Origin of the sequence: Pseudomonas sp. MN1F (assembly GCF_009391885.1) — a bacterium.
In the GTDB taxonomy this organism is placed as follows: domain Bacteria; phylum Pseudomonadota; class Gammaproteobacteria; order Pseudomonadales; family Pseudomonadaceae; genus Aquipseudomonas.
This window is the reverse complement of the sequence record NZ_VZII01000005.1, coordinates 1-17,110: the sequence shown is the minus strand read 5'-3', so window position 1 is coordinate 17,110 and position 17,110 is coordinate 1. Positions and strand designations below refer to the sequence as shown.

Annotated in this window: 19 protein-coding genes and 1 pseudogene; 10 read left to right on the top strand and 10 right to left on the bottom strand. The window is 55.0% G+C overall.

Annotation, left to right across the window (positions count from 1 at the left end):
- Positions 1-47: 47 nt before the first annotated feature.
- The 7 genes and pseudogenes from F6X59_RS02035 to F6X59_RS02005 form a co-directional block, all read right to left on the bottom strand.
- The gene (locus tag F6X59_RS02035; RefSeq protein ID WP_152954178.1) at positions 48-932 is read right to left on the bottom strand and encodes a bifunctional 2-polyprenyl-6-hydroxyphenol methylase/3-demethylubiquinol 3-O-methyltransferase UbiG; all 885 of its coding nucleotides are present in this window, start codon (positions 930-932) and stop codon (positions 48-50) included.
- A complete protein-coding gene (locus F6X59_RS02030) occupies positions 925-1,293 on the bottom strand; it encodes a hypothetical protein (protein ID WP_152954177.1) in 369 nt (122 codons plus the stop codon). Before F6X59_RS02030 ends, F6X59_RS02035 begins: the two co-directional genes overlap by 8 nt.
- A gap of 26 nt (positions 1,294-1,319) precedes the next feature.
- Positions 1,320-2,006 carry a phosphoribosylglycinamide formyltransferase gene (locus F6X59_RS02025; RefSeq protein WP_152954176.1) on the bottom strand — a complete coding sequence of 229 codons (687 nt, stop codon included), beginning with the start codon at positions 2,004-2,006 and terminating at the stop codon, positions 1,320-1,322.
- A complete protein-coding gene (locus F6X59_RS02020; RefSeq protein ID WP_152954175.1) occupies positions 2,003-2,932 on the bottom strand; it encodes a glycosyltransferase family 2 protein in 930 nt (309 codons plus the stop codon). Before F6X59_RS02020 ends, F6X59_RS02025 begins: the two co-directional genes overlap by 4 nt.
- Positions 2,929-3,624 carry a WbqC family protein gene (locus tag F6X59_RS02015; RefSeq protein WP_152954174.1) on the bottom strand — a complete coding sequence of 232 codons (696 nt, stop codon included), beginning with the start codon at positions 3,622-3,624 and terminating at the stop codon, positions 2,929-2,931. The genes F6X59_RS02020 and F6X59_RS02015 overlap by 4 nt, the downstream gene beginning before the upstream one ends.
- Before the next feature lie 2 nt (positions 3,625-3,626).
- Positions 3,627-5,015 (bottom strand): hypothetical protein, encoded by a 1,389-nt coding sequence (locus tag F6X59_RS02010; RefSeq protein ID WP_152954173.1) that lies wholly within the window; start codon positions 5,013-5,015, stop codon positions 3,627-3,629.
- A gap of 262 nt (positions 5,016-5,277) precedes the next feature.
- Positions 5,278-5,394, bottom strand: a pseudogene (locus F6X59_RS02005) (IS5/IS1182 family transposase); the annotation flags it as partial.
- A 395-nt stretch (positions 5,395-5,789) separates the two neighbouring features.
- Here F6X59_RS02005 and tviB point away from each other — a divergent pair.
- From tviB to F6X59_RS01985, 4 genes are all read left to right on the top strand, one after another.
- Complete coding sequence (gene tviB / locus F6X59_RS02000) at positions 5,790-7,067, top strand: Vi polysaccharide biosynthesis UDP-N-acetylglucosamine C-6 dehydrogenase TviB (protein WP_152954172.1); 1,278 nt, start codon at positions 5,790-5,792, stop codon at positions 7,065-7,067.
- A gap of 66 nt (positions 7,068-7,133) precedes the next feature.
- Positions 7,134-8,183: an NAD-dependent epimerase/dehydratase family protein gene (locus F6X59_RS01995; protein WP_152954171.1), complete on the top strand. Its 1,050-nt coding sequence runs from the start codon at positions 7,134-7,136 to the stop codon at positions 8,181-8,183.
- 53 nt (positions 8,184-8,236) lie between these two features.
- Positions 8,237-9,412: a hypothetical protein gene (locus F6X59_RS01990; protein WP_152954170.1), complete on the top strand. Its 1,176-nt coding sequence runs from the start codon at positions 8,237-8,239 to the stop codon at positions 9,410-9,412.
- Positions 9,413-9,505: 93 nt separating this feature from the next.
- Entirely contained in the window at positions 9,506-10,720 is a 1,215-nt protein-coding gene (locus F6X59_RS01985; RefSeq protein WP_152954169.1) for a hypothetical protein, read from the top strand.
- 140 nt (positions 10,721-10,860) lie between these two features.
- On the opposite strand, the gene F6X59_RS01980 is transcribed toward F6X59_RS01985, so the two are convergent.
- Positions 10,861-11,759, bottom strand: a protein-coding gene (locus F6X59_RS01980) for an IS5 family transposase (protein ID WP_152954168.1) whose coding sequence is annotated in 2 segments (ribosomal slippage) — positions 10,861-11,418 and positions 11,421-11,759 — 897 coding nt in all. Because the reading frame shifts where the segments join, the coding sequence is not laid out codon by codon here.
- A 382-nt stretch (positions 11,760-12,141) separates the two neighbouring features.
- Here F6X59_RS01980 and rfbB point away from each other — a divergent pair.
- From rfbB to F6X59_RS01965, 3 genes are all read left to right on the top strand, one after another.
- On the top strand, positions 12,142-13,224 hold the full coding sequence (gene rfbB, locus F6X59_RS01975) for a dTDP-glucose 4,6-dehydratase (RefSeq protein WP_152954167.1): 1,083 nt from the start codon (positions 12,142-12,144) through the stop codon (positions 13,222-13,224).
- Positions 13,221-14,114, top strand: a complete 894-nt coding sequence (gene rfbA / locus F6X59_RS01970; RefSeq protein ID WP_152954166.1) for a glucose-1-phosphate thymidylyltransferase RfbA — start codon at positions 13,221-13,223, stop codon at positions 14,112-14,114. Before rfbB ends, rfbA begins: the two co-directional genes overlap by 4 nt.
- 186 nt (positions 14,115-14,300) lie before the next feature.
- Positions 14,301-14,633, top strand: a complete 333-nt coding sequence (locus tag F6X59_RS01965; RefSeq protein WP_152954165.1) for a ComEA family DNA-binding protein — start codon at positions 14,301-14,303, stop codon at positions 14,631-14,633.
- A gap of 51 nt (positions 14,634-14,684) precedes the next feature.
- Here the strand turns inward: F6X59_RS01965 and F6X59_RS01960 are convergent, their stop codons facing one another.
- Positions 14,685-14,852 carry a DUF2897 family protein gene (locus F6X59_RS01960; RefSeq protein WP_003252762.1) on the bottom strand — a complete coding sequence of 56 codons (168 nt, stop codon included), beginning with the start codon at positions 14,850-14,852 and terminating at the stop codon, positions 14,685-14,687.
- Between the two features lie 183 nt (positions 14,853-15,035).
- Between F6X59_RS01960 and pyrF the strand changes: the two genes are divergently transcribed.
- Positions 15,036-15,737: an orotidine-5'-phosphate decarboxylase gene (gene pyrF, locus F6X59_RS01955; RefSeq protein ID WP_152954164.1), complete on the top strand. Its 702-nt coding sequence runs from the start codon at positions 15,036-15,038 to the stop codon at positions 15,735-15,737.
- Positions 15,738-15,770: 33 nt separating this feature from the next.
- Here the strand turns inward: pyrF and F6X59_RS01950 are convergent, their stop codons facing one another.
- Positions 15,771-16,160, bottom strand: a complete 390-nt coding sequence (locus F6X59_RS01950; protein WP_372240275.1) for a hypothetical protein — start codon at positions 16,158-16,160, stop codon at positions 15,771-15,773.
- Positions 16,161-16,611: 451 nt separating this feature from the next.
- Between F6X59_RS01950 and F6X59_RS01945 the strand changes: the two genes are divergently transcribed.
- Together F6X59_RS01945 and F6X59_RS01940 are read left to right on the top strand one after the other, a co-directional pair.
- Positions 16,612-16,893, top strand: a complete 282-nt coding sequence (locus tag F6X59_RS01945) for a hypothetical protein (RefSeq protein WP_152954163.1) — start codon at positions 16,612-16,614, stop codon at positions 16,891-16,893.
- Positions 16,894-16,932: 39 nt separating this feature from the next.
- Positions 16,933-17,110 (top strand): DUF3077 domain-containing protein (locus tag F6X59_RS01940; RefSeq protein ID WP_152954162.1); only part of this gene is annotated, 178 nt, incomplete at its 3' end.

Genomic DNA, 17,110 nt, shown 5'->3' with positions numbered 1-17,110 from the left:
GGAATGAAAATGCGCGTTGTTTCAGACTTCACATACCAGGTTCGGGGTCATGTTGTCTTGCGTGGGTGTGGCTTGCTGATCCGGCAATCAATGATGGGTTGCAGGCTTGCAGGGACGAGGCTCAAGAGCTTGTGCAAGCGCATCTTCACCATACAGGTGATCAAACTACACATCAGTGGCGAGCGACGACTGGCGAACAGAGGATCGCTCAGTATGCGTTCGAAAGCATAGACCAGCGTATGACGGTCGAATACTGCCCGCATTCTCTTGGAGCGGCGGACGATACCAGCAACCTGTGGCACTGTGATCCAATTCAACGACTGCCATGTCCCGGAAGGATCGCTTACCCTGCGACTGTTGAAAATTCGCGGGCCCAGCACCTTTTCTGTCAGCTTCTTGGAAAACAGTGTAGGCAGATTGAAGTGAGGTTCGTAGGGGAAGAGATAGTTTGCGCAAGTGAAGCGATAGGTCGCTCCAGGTTTCAGGCTCTGCGTCACGCGCTCCAGTGTGGTGCCGACATCATCGACATGTTCCATGACGTTGACGGAGAAGCCGTAGGCAAAGGTGTCAGGCTGCTGTAACTGCTCTGCACGAATGGCGCATAGGGTTGGAGCGAAGCCGCCCTCGTTGGCACTTTCGAGCACAACTTTCCGCATCCGTTGAAAGTGCGAGAATCCGCTTCCGGTGGGCTCCAGTGCCGTGACCTTGAAACCTTCGCGAGTCAGTTGGCTGCTCAGCAGCATTGCCCCTGCACCGACTTCCAGGATGGAACTGCCGGCGGGCAGTTGCTCAATGTCGGGGGCAATCAGGCGTCGGCCAAACAAGGCCTCTTCGGCATAGGTATCGAACAGGGTCTGCGCTTCCTTGTCAGGCATGCGCGTACGCAATACGGCGAACCATGTGCGCATTTCGTCGACAGGTGATTCAGGCATCGGAGGTTACCCCCAGCAGAATTCCACCCAGAATCAGCGAGGCGGCCACGATCTTGGTCCAGTTCAGCGGCTCTCCGAGGATGAGATGGCTACCCATCAGCACGAGCAGAAAGGTGGTGCCGATGTAGACAGGGAATGCGACCGCCAGCGGCATGCGTGCCACGACGAACAGCCAAACGAACGATGCCAGCAGGGCCGCGCCATAAGCCGACATCAGAACAGGATCTTTCAGGAACGCGATCAGGCGGTCGATTACGCCATCTGACGCTGGTCCTGGGCCGGCTTGGGCGCGCCACTTCACGATCAGCTGGCTATAGCTGACCAGCAAGGCGACTGGGAGGATGAGTAAGTAATATTTCATGGGCAGCTTTCCGTGTGCTAGGCCCATCAATGCGCGGAATCGGGATAATCGGCAATGCGCTGCCACATCGCTTGATCGAAAAGTCCATGATCCAGGGGCATTTCTGGATTGATAAAGACGTTACGGTCCCCGAGGCGATGGGTGCCGCAGTATAGGGCCGGAGTTCCGGCATGCAATAAAATTGCGTTGAGGAGGCTCAGGCATCCGGCGCGAAAAACGGTGTCCATCAAGGTCGATACGGTGTCGCCCGATTGCACGGGGATAACGGATTGCACCAGCGGATGGCCTGCATCCACAACAACATCGACCAGGTGAGCCGTCACCCCGATGAACGGGCTAGCGGCTGCCAGGGCGGCTTCGACTGGTTTGCTCCCGATCATTCCGCCATAGGCGGGCAGCAGGGAGTAATGCAGATTCAACAGGCGGCCTGCGAAGGCCTCCACGACGTTCTGCACGATAATCCGGTGTACGTTGGTGATGACAACATCGGCGTTCATGTCGCGCAACATGCGTGCCAGTGTTTTCTGCCCCGGTTCACTGAAATCGATGATCTCGCTAGGGATGCAGTGCTCTCGGGCAAATTGATTGGCCAGGCATTCGCGGTCGGTGATGACCGCTACCAACTGTGCCCGAAGCGCGCCGATGCGAATGGCTTCGGCGACGAAACGCAGGTTGCCGCCGCCGCCGGAGCAGAGAAAGACAATCCGGATCATTTCTTCTGGCCCTGATAAATCTGGCGGATGATGGAGTAAGGACGCTGTTTCACTTCGGAGAAAATTTTTGAAAGATAGATGCCAATTATACCTATCGAGGAGATCAGCATTCCGCCAATGAGCCAGATGGACGCCATCAAGGATGTCCAGCCGCTGAGTGTACGACTGAAGAAGAGCCAGTTCAGCACCAGGTAGATGTTGGCCAGCAGCGCCAATACCGAGATGAGTGCACCGATATAGAAAATCGCAGTCAGTGGCTTGTTGGAGAATGAGGTGATGGAGTTGACCAGCAAGGCTATCTTGTGCCGAAGGGTGTAGGTGGATGTTCCTCGGCTTAGCTTCCTGACCACGAAAGGTATTTGTACGAAGCCGGTGATATGCCACAGGCCCGCCATGAACACTTCGCGCTCTTCATGACGCAATAGTGCATCGACGTAACGGCGGGTCATGAGTCGCGAGGTGACGATGTTGGGTGGCAGGGACATGTCGGTCAGCGCGTTGAACAGGCTCCAGAACCAGCTCCCGCTCCAGCGTTCGAAGAGGCCTCCCTTGCGAGCCTCCTGCACGCCATAGATCACATCTGCCTGACCATGCGTCAATGCATTGGCGAAGGCGCAAAGCCACTCGGGATCCTCTTCCAGATCGCTGTCGATGAGGTAGACCAGGTCCGCATCGCTCTGTGCAAGCCCGGTCATCATCGCCTTGTGATGTCCGAAATTGCGCGACAGGTCTACCACCCTCAGGTGGTGGTCTTCATCCGCCAGTGCGATCGCCATCGCTAGCGAGTCATCGGGTGATCCATCGTTGACCAGGATGATCTCATAATCATCGCCTGCGAATTCGGATGCTGCCGCGCTGGCCCGGCGATGGAATTCGGCGATGAAGGAGGCAGACTTGTACAGGGTGGCTACAATGGCGAGCTTCATCTTTGCACGTGCTTCATGTAGGTGGCCGCATCTGGGCCGCAGTTGAACAACAGATCTAGGACGCTGACCTCATGAACGAACTCCCCCCATGGCTGGGAGTAGCCGGGATATCCTCCGTAATCAAAATAGGTCAACCTGATTCCCTCCTTGGCGAACAATTCCTCCTCGAGATAAGCACGTGCCGCCGCACCGGTAACATATTCGGTGGCCCCGGCCTGCTTGCACAAGTTGACCAGCTTTCCGGTCTGGGTGCCTTCAAGGACATAATCGGTAGACCGACTCAGGCGTGTGGAAATACCTAGGTACTGGCAGATGCCGTGCAACAGGGATTGATTGATCTCGGACAAATGTACGAGGCCAGACGTATAGAGCGGCTGTAGCCACGCGCTGATTTCTTCAAAGAAAGCGCTGCGACGATAGTTCGCCTCCAGAGTATTCCAGTGTCGCGCAGCCCAGCGTGGATCACTGACAGTCACGTCGCAAATGCGCCGATGAATGGCAGAGCCGACTGGGATGCTCAGCCAGTGCAAGCCTTGAGGTGTCTTTATCTTGTTGCGATTGCGCCAGTCATTCTTTGTGTACTGCGCTTCGTCGTAGTAGATGAACTCATCCACACACGCCATCATGTCTATATAGCCTTTCCAGGGGATATAATTCGATTGCAGAATCGCGATTGACTTCACGTTGTCCATTTTTATCCGACCCGTTCGCCCAGCATGCCCCACGTAGGGAAGAAACACTCCGCGCAATTTCCGGCCTGAGAAATCTTGGTGAGGTTGAACTGGATCAGAAAGGCCAGCACGAGTAGCCATACGAAGAGGTGTCTGCCAAATACTGGTCGGGTCGCAAAGTTGATGACCGTCCATGCCACTATCGGCCCCACCAGCAGCGCGTCGTATAAATAGGGATGGATTGAGACGGCCTGAGGCCAGAACAGCAGCATCAGCAGATAGACCGAGAATGTCTGCAGCATGCCCTGCGCGTTGACGGCCTGTACCGTTGTGAGTGCTGTGCTGCTCGATTGGCAGTGACCATAGCCGAGCTGGATGATGAGCAGGATTGCGGGAATGGCGATCATGTACCAGGGGCGGTTGAACTGGGGTGCTACAACCGAATCGATGAAATTGCCATAGAAACGCATATCACCATCCAGTCCGGAACGAAACAGCCATGTACTGTTTTCACTGGAATATCCGAGCACTTTGGCGACGAGCACAGGTTGCAGATAAAGCACGACTGAAACTGCCATAAGCACGACTGAGGCTATTACCCGGCGCCTGTCGGCACCATGGACCAGCAGCGCCATGCCCAGCATGAAGAAGCTGAACAGGGCAGAGGCCATCGGCATCACTACGCAAAGCGCCAGGCCGCTGATCCAGAACGACCTGCCCCTGGCTCCGTTGCGCTCCAGCAAGATACTGGTCAGCAATACCAAGGGGAAAACAAAGACGAATCCATTGTCGACGTTGAATTTGCCTAGTGAAATCCAGAAGCCTGGCGATGTCAGAAAATAGAGGAAGGCCGCCAGCACCAGCAGGCAGCGCCGCCAGTCACAGAGGCTGGCGAGCTGGTTGCGGATTGCAAACCACACGACGCCCAGTGACGCGAGCATGGCCAGCGTCGCTCCGGTCATGCGCATGGTGAACATCGGTACCCATTGCTGTAACTGGTGCAGACCTCTCATGAAAATCAGGTACAGGGTGGAATGGTTGGCATAGGCCTCATGCTTGGAGTACGCATCTGCGTTCAGGAAGGTCAGGAACCCGTGTTGGGACCAGGGGACGCTTTGCCAGACGGGAAAGGTGAAGTCCCTCAGTCTTTCCGGCGTGGCATCGGTACGCAGCGACATGGCGCGAAAACCCAGATGATAGACCAGCACAAAACCGAGGACTACTGTCAAGCAAAGTGCAACGTTGAAAGCAGTACGCCTGGATAAGGAAAATGGCATGGCATGTTTCATGAATTTTGAGCGTGCGGTTAATGAAATTTCATGATCATACACAGTTATTTTTGCATCGTGTAAGAATGCGCGACGTACGTTGTTCGGGTGTTGCCAGCGGGTGACGATTACAAACGGTTGCATGTTGTGTGACGGCTGGCTTCAGTACTACACGTGGTCAGTGCCCGTCGCAGGCCCGGGATTCAGATTTTGTAAAGAACGCGGGTTTGACTCCTCCTTGTCACGATCTAGGTTTGCAAGGCGGCCAAGGAAACGCTGCGTTAGGGATTCTCCGATTAAGTCAGCACGGGTCAGCCGACCTGTGCTGAAATAGCCGTTCACTCAGCCACCCCTGCAAGCCTTTCCCATGAGTCAAATGAGCTTCTCCGATTTCGAATAGGCCGGTAAGCGCAAGCAGACCCGCCGTGAGCGGTTCCTGCTCCATCTCGGCCAGGAAGCGCTCGCGACGGGTTTGCTTGCGCTTACCGGCGTACTCGAAATCGGAAAAGCTCATCTGACTCATGGGGTGGAGGGCTTGTAGAGGTCTGTTGGACGGCGGGCTATTTCAGCACAGGTCAGGCGGCCTGTGCTGACTTGATCGGGGAATCCCGAAGCCTTTTTTCGGCGCACAACCTGCATTTTCGCGAGCACTACTCCCCGAACCTAATACAATTCTTTTCCATTTATCGGTGCAGGCCTCTCCTTGGCAGGGCTGGTCGTCAGCGCCTCGACGGGGGGGGGCGGCGTGCCGCAGGTGTAAGCCGGGCTCGTCAGTGTTTGCCGGCTGAAAATTGAGTATGGCTCCGTGTGGCGATTTCGGTGTAATCTCTGGCGCGCGCAGTTGTCATGTTCGAGCTCAGCGCCGCGTCATGCATGACTTTTGATTGACTTAATATTGAAGAATGGCAAGGGAAAACAATGCTTAAACTCGAAGACGTAAAGTTGGCCATAGTAGGTCTCGGTTATGTGGGCTTGCCATTGGCAGTTGAGTTTGGCAAAAAAATGCAGGTTGTAGGCTTTGATATAAACCTGCGCCGGGTCGAGGCGCTGAGGGCTGGTCACGACGCGACCCTTGAGGTTTCTGATGATGAGCTCCGGGGTGCGTCGGGGTTGAGCTTCACCTCTGCCCTGGACGATTTGTCCGCATGCAATATCTTTATCGTTACCGTTCCGACGCCCATCGATGAGCATAAGCAGCCAGATCTCACTCCGCTGATCAAGGCGAGCCAGTCTATCGGGCGGGTATTGAAAAAAGGTGACATTGTTATCTATGAGTCGACAGTTTATCCGGGTGCAACCGAAGAAGACTGTGTTCCAGTGCTGGAGAAAGTCTCCGGGCTGAAGTTCAATACCGATTTCTATGCGGGCTACAGCCCGGAGCGTATCAATCCGGGCGATAAAGAGCATCGCGTTACTACCATCAAGAAAGTTACGTCTGGCTCGACCGTAGAAGTGGCAGATCTGGTAGACGAACTCTACAAGACCATCATTGTGGCGGGTACCCACAAAGCTACGAGCATCAAAGTAGCCGAGGCCGCCAAGGTCATTGAAAATACGCAGCGCGATTTGAATATTGCACTGATCAACGAACTCGCCCTCATTTTCAACAGGTTGGGGATCGATACTCAGGCAGTTCTGGAGGCCGCAGGGACGAAGTGGAACTTCTTGCCGTTCCGTCCAGGATTGGTCGGTGGTCATTGCATCGGTGTGGATCCTTACTACCTTACCCATAAGGCACAGTCCATAGGTTACCACCCAGAAATTATTCTGGCCGGACGTCGACTGAACGACAACATGGGCGCCTATGTCGTATCGCAGTTGGTCAAGGCTATGCTCAAGCGCAAAATTCATGTGGATGGTGCGAGAGTTCTGATCATGGGGCTGACATTCAAGGAAAACTGCCCTGACCTCCGTAATACAAAAGTCATTGACATAGTCAATGAACTGGCTGAATTCAATATCGTCGTGGACGTTTACGATCCTTGGGTCGATTCTGCAGAAGCGATGCATGAGTATTCGATTACCCCTGTCAGCCAGCCGCAGGCCGGGTCTTACGACGGTATCATTCTGGCTGTAGCGCATAACGAGTTCGCTGCCATGGGGCCTGAAAGTATTCGGAGCCTGGGCAAGGTTGAGCACGTCCTTTATGACCTCAAATATTTACTCGATGCTTCCCAGTCGGATCTGCGTCTGTAAATGCCAAGCGGGCGAGTTTCTCGCCCGTCTGACATCGATTTTAAAATGTCAAGACAAGAGAACGCCATGAGTCGCTTCGAAGAAGTAAAAGCTGAATTAAAAAAAGATCCCAAGGTCTGGTTGATCACTGGGGTTGCCGGATTTATCGGGTCCAATCTATTGGAGACTTTGCTCCAACTGGATCAGCGAGTGGTAGGTCTTGATAACTTTTCAACCGGCCACCATTACAATCTGGATGAGGTGCAGGCTGCCGTCACTGCAGAGCAATGGGCCCATTTCGTGCTGATTGAAGGCGATATCCGAAATATCGATGATTGCAGGAAGGCTATGAGCTTTTCCGTCCAAGAATCCGTTTCTGTCGATTATGTTCTGCATCAAGCGGCTCTGGGGTCGGTCCCGCGTTCTATCAATGATCCGATTACCACGAACGGCACCAATATCGACGGCTTCCTGAATATGCTGGTTGCAGCGAAGGATGCCAAGGTCAAGAGTTTCACCTACGCCGCCTCCAGTTCCACTTATGGTGATCATCCCGCGCTGCCGAAGGTAGAAGGGGTGATAGGGAAGCCTCTTTCGCCCTATGCGGTCACCAAGTATGTTAACGAGCTATATGCTGAAGTGTTCTCCAGTACATATGGCCTGCATAGCATTGGGCTTCGCTACTTCAACGTATTTGGCAAGCGCCAGGATCCCAATGGTGCATATGCTGCTGTGATCCCAAAATGGACCGCAGCCATGATTAACGGCGAGGAAGTCTTTGTTAACGGAGACGGTGAGACGAGTCGGGATTTTTGTTTTGTAGAAAACGCTGTACAGGCCAATATTCTCGCTGCATGTGCCAGTGCTGAGGCGAAGAATAATGTCTACAACGTCGCTGTCGGTGATCGTACCACGCTTAATCAGCTGTTCTCCGGCATCAGTGATGCCTTGTCGAGTGCGGGCGTAAGCTCTGATTCAAGTATGGTTTACCGAGACTTTCGTGCAGGTGATGTAAGGCATTCGCAGGCCGATATTGGCAAAGCCAGAAGTCTACTAGGTTATGATCCTGCGTTTAATGTCGAAGCCGGACTGCTGAAGTCGGTAGATTGGTATATCTCTTTCTTTGCGAGAAGTTGATTCCTGTGGCTAGGGGTATCTGCGCAATTACAGTTCTTTTAAACAAACTGTGCATGTTTTTATTGCTTTTCAGTTTGGCTCGTGTTTTGGGTATAGAGCTGTATGGCGAATTTTCGTATAGTTACGTCATCATAACGGGTATAGCGACCGTAGTCGGTGAAGCCTTTAGTGTTGCTTTTAGTCGTTATGTGGTCTTCAGTGAGGGCAAGGCTGACTACAGGACTTTCCTGAGCTTGACGATATGGGGTGGAGCCGCAGTGGGAGCGCTTTGTGTCATCGTGCTCAGTTTATTCTCTGCTCCTGCTTCATCTTATGAGCGGAATGCTGACTACCTACTGTTTGCAGCCTTCATACTCGGTTTTGCCTGTGTATGTAATCTGACCTTTACAGGGCTTATGTATACGGTCGAAGCGTCCGTAAAGTGGGCGGTGGCCTTGGCCGCTCATGGTCTGACGGGCCTGTTGGTAGTGATCGCCGTGGCAAGCTTTTCAAGGCGTGTGGAGTTTTCGCTCCTGGCGCTGGGCTTGTGCACTTTGATTGCTCCTGCTATCGGTTTCCAGATCATGAAGGCCAATGCTGCGGGGGGTGTGCAGGGCCTTCAGAGGGTCATCTTTTCTTTTCGGGAAATGAGCTCGACGTTGTCCCGCTCAGGGGTGCCTGCTGTTGCAGGGAGCATGCTTCTCGGGGCGCCTGTCCATATCATCTGTCTGATGATTTTTGCCAACGCCAGCTCAAGCGCGTCTGAGGTTGGTTATTTCAACCTGTTTTTCCTGTTCTACATTCTGGTGACTGTGCTCCCAAGTGCTCTTGCCTCTTATGTCGTCGTCCGGCTAGCAGGGCTTGATGGGCGTGCCAGCAGGCTGTATTTGGTACTGGGGGCTGCTGCCTCCATCTTGTTGCCCTTGCTGATGTTTTTTGCCCGGGATCTATGGTTGTGTTATCTCGGTGACGGGCTCTGCGAGAAGAAAGAACTTCTCGGCTTCGCTCTCTCCGCGGGCGGGCTCGGTCTGATGACTACGATCATAACCCAGGTAATGCACAGCAAGCGTATGACCTGGATCGTATTCTCGGCCAGCGTTGTATATGCCGTTGTTTATCTGCTGTCGACATTGTTCGTAAGTACTGAGGGGAGCATGTTTGCTGTCAGTCTTTTCAGGTGCTTTGTCTATGCTCTCATTGCTCAAATGCTGGTTCTAATTGTGTTGGGACTGCGTGTGTTGCTACGGTGAATGACTGGGAATGGGTGAACCGGATGCTTGGGGAGGGGGCGACTGTCGAGCTCGCCTGCTGGTTGGGCTCCAGGACTTTGTTGGATTAGGATTATGATCATATTGCTGGTTTTGATGTGTTTGGTGATTTTGGTCTCGCAGTGCATTATGTGCCTGCTGTCCAAAAAATATTTGATAGCGCTGTATACTGTCTGTTATTCGGTGCCTTTTCTCGGTCTCATAAGCTGCTTGTGGAGTGAAACGGTCACGTTGTGGCCAATAGGTGGGTATGATTTCTCCGTAGATGATGCTTTTGTGCTGAGGCTTTCGCTGGTATGGAGCATTGGCGTTGTTGGTGGATTATTGGCCTACCTCCTTTCGCTCCTGGCGCCCGTGAGGAGCGTGAGTAGTCTGGGGCCACAGCGGAGCGGTTTTTTTTCACCTGCGGACTTCAAAGCGGCAGGCGCACTATTCTTTGTGGCCTGTGTCATGCTTATTGGCTATCGGTTCGTTAATATAGACTCAATGCTCGAGGCGTTTACAGGGACTGAGTCGGTGATGGTATTTTCCATCATTGCTGTGGTCGCCTTGGCCTTGGTTTATCCGTCCCGGCTGATAACAGTCGCATCTGTGCTGCTGGTGCTGTCCTACTGCGTTGCAAATGCAATGACAGGGGATAGGGACTTTGTTGTGCTCTTCGTCGCCTGCATACTCGGGCTTATGTATCGCTATAGCAGTTTGATCAAGCTGAAAACACTGTTCTTCGTCAGCCTTTTCATGTTGCTGCTGTTGTCGAGTGGTGTGGTGATTTCCATGGTTCGGATGGATATTGTTCTGACAGCAGACAATATCGAGCAGTTTTTCCTGTTTAACTCCTGGAATGCGGTGATTTTGCCTCTTGTGGAGCAGTTGACGTACTTCTGGGATGGAGAACATCTGCGATATGGCCAAACTTACATCGATATGTTTCTTTCATTGGCTCCATCGCCAGTCTATTCGCTGTTCGGGATGATGAAGCCAATCACGGTGGATAACCCTGCTCTCTGGTATATTATTACTGGCATGGGGGGTATTCACGTTGCTGGTGTCGCATTTGAGAACTTTGGGCTGTTCGGTGTTTTCATGAATGGTTTTATTAGTGTATGTTTTTTGCGGCTGATTGACTCGGGCTTTCGCGAGAATGATTATCTGCGCACACTTCTCTACATGCTTTGCGCTTCGTCCGTCATGCACTGGATTTGGTATGGTGAGATGTATATTCTTAATGCGCTGGTTTTCTATTTAATGGCTCTAGGGCTGTTTTTTATCATCAGGCTTCTTCGCGGTTGAGTTGATGGGTGAATGAGTGGCGGCCTACTTACCAGCGAAACGGCTTCTGTCTCTGGCTCAAGCGTCTGGAGTCCGAACGTTTTAAAACTTCGCCCGTACGCGATCCATGAACCCCACCTGGCCAACTATGGGTTAATGGTTTACCGTGGCATTTCTGGCAAGCAGTTCCACGGCAGCAGGGCTTCGTAGGCTCTGTACGAAAAGAGTTGTCGCATACACCGCATGGAACAAGCCAGTGAGACGGCGGCATAGCTTTTCGCAAGCTTGTCGAAGCGAGTCACGATCCTGCGATTCTCTTTCGGCCAGCCAAACATGCGCTCGATGATGTTGCGCTGCCGGTACTTGGGCAGATCAAACAGTCTGGGTAAGCCAGGTTTGGGCTTGCGCTTCATTGAGCGTAGCGGGATGACAGGCTGCATCCGATATTGATCGCAGTAGCGGCGTAGCGCTTCGGCGTCGTAGCCCTTGTCGGCAAGCAGCCATTTACAGCGTTTACGCGGGCGACCACGCAGGCTCGAGGGAATGCTGACGCCGTCCAGCAGAGGCTGGGCGTAGCTGATGTCACTGGCTTGACCGCCAGAGAGAAGGAAGCTCAACGGGGACTCGTTGGCGTCGCAGAGCATGTGGATCTTGGTTGTCATGCCGCCGCGACTGCGGCCTAGAGCGTGATCGGCAGGCTCGTCAGGCCCCCTTTTTTCCGAGCGCCAGATGAGGCTCGGGTTGCACGTACTGCGGTTGAGTCGATCATCCAGGTTTGCAGATCGATCAAACCCTGCTCATTCAATCTCAGGTGCAGACGTTTGAGCATCTGATCGAATGTGCCCTGATTTCGCCAACCCCGAAACCTTTGATACACCGTTGACCACGGGCCGAAGCGCTCCGGCATGTCCCGCCACGCAGCCCCCGAACAGAGCACCCAGAGCACGCCATCGAGCATCAGTCGGTCGCTAAGGCGCGGGCGCCCTCGGCCATGGGTTTCGATGAAGAGATCGGAGACCAAACCCCAAGCCTCGTCCGAGAGTTGGTAACGCTTTGCCATCACAGAATTCATTTCCGTCGATGGCGGGGGACTCTATAAAATCTCTGCGTTCAAGGCGCGGCGATTGGGTTTCTCGGGATTTCGTACAGAGCCTAATGTCCAACTCGACCAGCGCCGCCAAACCATCAATGGATTTTCGGAAGTCGACGGGCTTGGGGTAGAGATAGACCTTTTCGACTTTGGCGTCGGGACGCATCATGGCGTGCGGGCTCCAGAAAGAAATCGGGAGCACGGCATCGGCGATCAACTGAGCGCTTTGAATGTGGGGTTCATGGAGCGCTTACCCTCAAGCCACGGGGTACCCTAGCCGATAACGCTTTCAATGATCTCGTTTACACTTACAGCATCCTTTCTACCGACCGCATGAGACCGACCTGAACCCATGACTATCCTGGTTACCGGCGGCGCCGGCTTTATCGGTGCGAACTTCGTGCTGGATTGGATGAACCAATCGGGCGAAACCCTCATCAACCTCGACAAACTGACCTACGCTGGCAATCTGCAAAGCCTGGCTAGCCTGCAGGGCAATCCGCAGCATGTGTTCGTGCACGGGGATATCGGCGACGGTCCGCTGCTGCAGCGGCTACTGGCCGAGTATCAACCGCGTGCGGTGCTCAACTTTGCCGCCGAGTCGCATGTCGACCGCTCCATTCACGGTCCGCAGGCATTCGTCGAAACCAACGTGGTCGGAACCTTCCAGTTGCTCGAGGCGGTACGCAGCTATTGGCAGGGGCTTGAGGGTGTTAGGCGGGATTCGTTCCGGTTTCTGCATGTGTCCACCGATGAGGTGTACGGCTCGCTCAAGGCCGGTGAGCCGGCGTTCACCGAAACCCATCAGTACCAGCCCAACAGCCCCTACTCGGCGAGCAAGGCGGCCAGCGATCACCTGGTACGCTCCTACCACCACACTTACGGCTTGCCCGTGCTGACCACGAACTGCTCAAACAACTACGGGCCACTGCACTTTCCGGAAAAGCTCATTCCGCTGATGATCGTCAACGCGTTGGCTGGCAAAGCGCTGCCGGTGTACGGTGATGGTCAGCAAATTCGCGACTGGCTTTACGTCAAGGACCATTGCAGCGCCATTCGCCGGGTGCTTGAGGCTGGTATGGTGGGCGAGGTTTACAACGTCGGTGGCTGGAACGAGAAACCTAATCTGGAGATCGTCGAGCGCGTCTGTTCCTTGCTCGATGAACTCCGCCCACGGGCTGACGGCAAGCCCTATGCGGATCAGATCAGCTATGTTGCCGACCGTCCGGGGCATGATCGACGCTATGCCATCGATGCCCGCAAGCTCGAGCGCGAGCTAGGCTGGAAACCGAGCGAAACGTTTGAAACCGGTATTCGCAAGACAGTGCAGTGGTACCTGGACAATGCTGCATGGGTCGAGGGCGTGCAGTCAGGCAGTTATCGGGAATGGGTAGAAAAGAACTACAGCTGCCGTTCAGGGAAGCACGACAAATGAGCACACTCAAGCAACGCAAAGGCATCATTCTGGCAGGCGGTTCGGGCACGCGCCTGCACCCGGCCACACTGGCAATCTCCAAGCAATTGCTGCCGGTCTACGATAAACCGATGATCTACTACCCGCTGACCACGCTGATGCTGGCGGGCATTCGTGACATCCTGATCATCTCCACCCCGCAGGACACGCCGCGTTTTGAGCAGTTGCTGGGCGATGGCCACAAGTGGGGCATCAACATCACCTATGCCGTACAACCATCGCCGGACGGCCTTGCGCAGGCTTTCATCATTGGTGAAGACTTCATCGGTAACGACCTATCGGCACTGGTGCTGGGCGACAATATCTATTACGGCCATGACTTCCAGACGCTGCTGTTCGATGCGATGGGCCGTGATCAGGGAGCAAGTGTCTTCGCCTACCACGTGACCGACCCTGAGCGTTATGGTGTGGTCGAGTTCGACAACCGCGGCAAGGCCATCAGCCTGGAAGAGAAACCGCTCCAGCCCAAGTCCAACTACGCGGTCACCGGCTTGTATTTCTACGACCAGGACGTGATCGAGATGGCCAAGGGGCTCAAGCCTTCGCCTCGCGGCGAGCTGGAGATCACCGACCTCAACCGCCTGTACCTTGAGCGCGAGCAATTGTCTGTCGAGGTGATGGGGCGGGGCTATGCCTGGTTGGATACCGGCACCCATGATTCGCTGCTCGAAGCCAGCGGTTTCATCGCCACCATCGAACGCCGCCAGGGCCTGAAAGTCGCTTGCCCTGAAGAGGTTGCCTACCGTCAGCGCTGGATTGACGCTGCGCAGCTGGAAAAGCTGGCCGCACCCCTGATGAAGAATGGCTACGGTCAGTACCTGCAACGGGTGCTGCGCGACACAATCTTCTGACGCTGAAGGGACTGTGCACGCCCGCTGTGGGATGTTTTACCTGGCGGGCGTGCAACATGCTGTGACGTCTAATCTGGTTACCATTCCCTTGCGACAAACGCTGGGAGAATGGCCTGTGAGCCGCTAGCTTGAGTGGGCAGCCAAGGATCTTGCTGCTTTCAAACTCAACTCACAGGAGTGACCTTCATGCGTAATACCGTCCTCAATTACCTGCTGTTGCCGCTGTTTGCCGGCTTGTCCTTTTCACTCAGCGCCGCGCCTGCAACAGGCGCCGCTCCGAAAGAGCCGGTGCCGATGGTAAGCCAGGTACAAGCGCCATCCGGCATGTTGAACCTGAACACCGCAGATGCGCCGACCTTGCAAAAGGAACTCAATGGCATTGGCAAAGCGAAGGCCGAAGCGATCGTGGCTTATCGGGATGCCAACGGGCCGTTCGCTTCGGTAGATGAACTGCTGGAGATCAAAGGAATAGGCAATGCGCTGCTGGAGCGCAACCGGGGCAAGTTGGTCGTGGAGTAGGGTAGCTGGCCGGGGCTGGCAACTGTCTGCCCCGGCGTCACCGCCTGCAGCTTACCGGTCCTGCGCATCCTTGGCATCCGCCTCGGCATTGCGTTCATGCACTTTGCGCAGCTGTTCTTCCGTCAGCGGCAGCTTTTTCGCTGTATCGCGCAACATCATCAACCCGCCCACGATCGAGCCGAGGGCTATGATGAGTATCAGCCAGGCATACCAGGGCATTGTCGTTCTCCTATGCGCTTTGAAGGTTTCGCTTGTACAAATTTTGAGCGATGGCCTTATCCGTTGGTTCAATTATAGGAGCCGTACCTGTCTGGGCCAATTCTGATGGCGCCCTGGCCCCAAAGGCACGCTCACTTCGTTTACAATGCGCGCCGTTTACGAATTACCAAAGAGACCTTGACCATGTCCGCCTGCCAGACGCCCCTGATCGTCGCCCTGGATTTCCCAACCCGTGATGCCGCCCTCAAGCTGGCCGACCAGCTCGATCCTGCTCTGTGCCGGGTGAAGGTTGGCAAAGAGTTGTTCACCAGCAGCGCTGCCGGCATTGTCGAGACCCTGTGCGAAAAGGGCTTCGAGGTGTTCCTCGACCTCAAGTTCCACGATATCCCTAACACCACCGCCATGGCTGTGAAGGCTGCTGCAGAAATGGGTGTGTGGATGGTCAACGTCCACTGCTCCGGCGGCCTGCGCATGATGGCGGCCTGCCGTGATGAGCTGGCCAAGCGCAGCGGCCCGCAGCCGTTGCTGATCGGCGTTACCGTGCTGACCAGCATGGAGCGCGAAGACCTGGCGGGTATTGGTCTGGACGTGGACCCGCAGGAGCAGGTGCTGCGCCTGGCTGCGCTGGCCGAAAAGGCCGGCATGGACGGGCTGGTGTGCTCGGCGCTGGAAGCGCCAGCGTTGAAAGCTGCGCACCCTGGCCTGCAACTGGTGACTCCAGGCATTCGCCCGGCGGGTAGCGCGCTGGACGACCAGCGCCGCATTCTGACGCCGCGCCAGGCGCTGGACGCAGGTTCCGATTACCTGGTGATCGGCCGCCCGATCAGCAAAGCGGCGGACCCGGCCCAGGCGCTGGCAGCTGTGGTGGCAGAGATCCGCGGCTAATTTGGTTGAAGGGCTGCTGTGAGCAGCCCTTGCTTAGTGGGCGATATCCATCGCACCGGCTTTCGTCGCGCGGATGAGCGCAACGTCAACGTGATAAGTTGCGAAATCGCTGGACCGGATTTTGGTCCCGAGCGAGGCACTCAGCACCACATCGTGTTGGCGCTTGATGTCTTGCAACGTGCTGGTGAACTGGTGTTCGCTCGTCAGGATCAGCAGCGCGCAATCTGCGCCTTCGACGAAGTGCTGCTGCAACTCCTTAGCGTTGAAGGCCAGGGTCACACCACGTTGGTAGGCTTCCACCAACTCATAGGTGCTGGTGACATTCAGCTTCAGTGCACCTTGCGGGGTGCGAGGCTGGGCTATTTTCGCCAGAGTCATGACATGGGCGCAGGCCTGCAGAAACAACGATTCGTACCACTCCACAACGATCTCCTCATGAAAGCGCGCACATCAATACCTGAGTTTGAGCGCGAACGCTACTTCGCTGCGTTGGATGGCATGGGCTTTGAGGCTTCCGAGGGGATGCAACGGAATAAACGCGGGTCTGTATGGCTCTTCCTACTGTATTTTCAGAAGGGTCCTACAAGTTGAGGCTGGCGGCATGATGTGGCTGGAAATATCCTACAAGCCCTGTCGACTCGCGTCTGATTGTTCCTGAATACGCTGCCCTTTAGCCTCTCTGGGTCGCTGGCAGTTCAGCGATCGGGTGTGGAAACCCGCATCAAGCATTTTGGGTTTGTCGTTAATGGCGGCTGTACCCGGAAGGCCTGTGCCTACCGAGTTTTCCTGAATGCACTCGGGTTTCCACTCCGTGTACAGCTGCCGCCCTTCCTGTGGAAACGGAAGCGGCAGTCCCAAGCGTTCAGGAGTCTTTATGAAAAAGATCGTCCCCGACCCACCCCATCATTTCGACCTACCCTCCGACAAGACCCTCACCAACGCCGTCAGCGAAGGCATCGTGCCCATCGATCACGTGGTGATGAACGTCACCCACTACCTGATGCTCGCCTACAACCATTGCCACCGAATCCTCGACGCCATCGAAGATGATCAAACCCGTGAATCGTTGGTGAATGGGCTACGCGCCATGCAGATTGCCTGGGGCCAGGCGGATGCGCTGTCACTGGCCCTGGAGCGGTCTACCAGCCTGCATTGAAGCCATAACAGGCAATCGACAACTTCAGGAGAGGAATCGATGAGCACAGACGACACCCAATTCACCGTCGGCAAAACCACCTTCTTCCAAGGCGAACACCAGACCCATCCGCTGTTCCGCATCGAGCCAGGCATTCCCTGCCGGGATGCCCGCGAGCAGGCCTCGGAGTTGATGGGCTATGTAAGAGAGCTGACCATCATCGGCCTGATGGATGAAA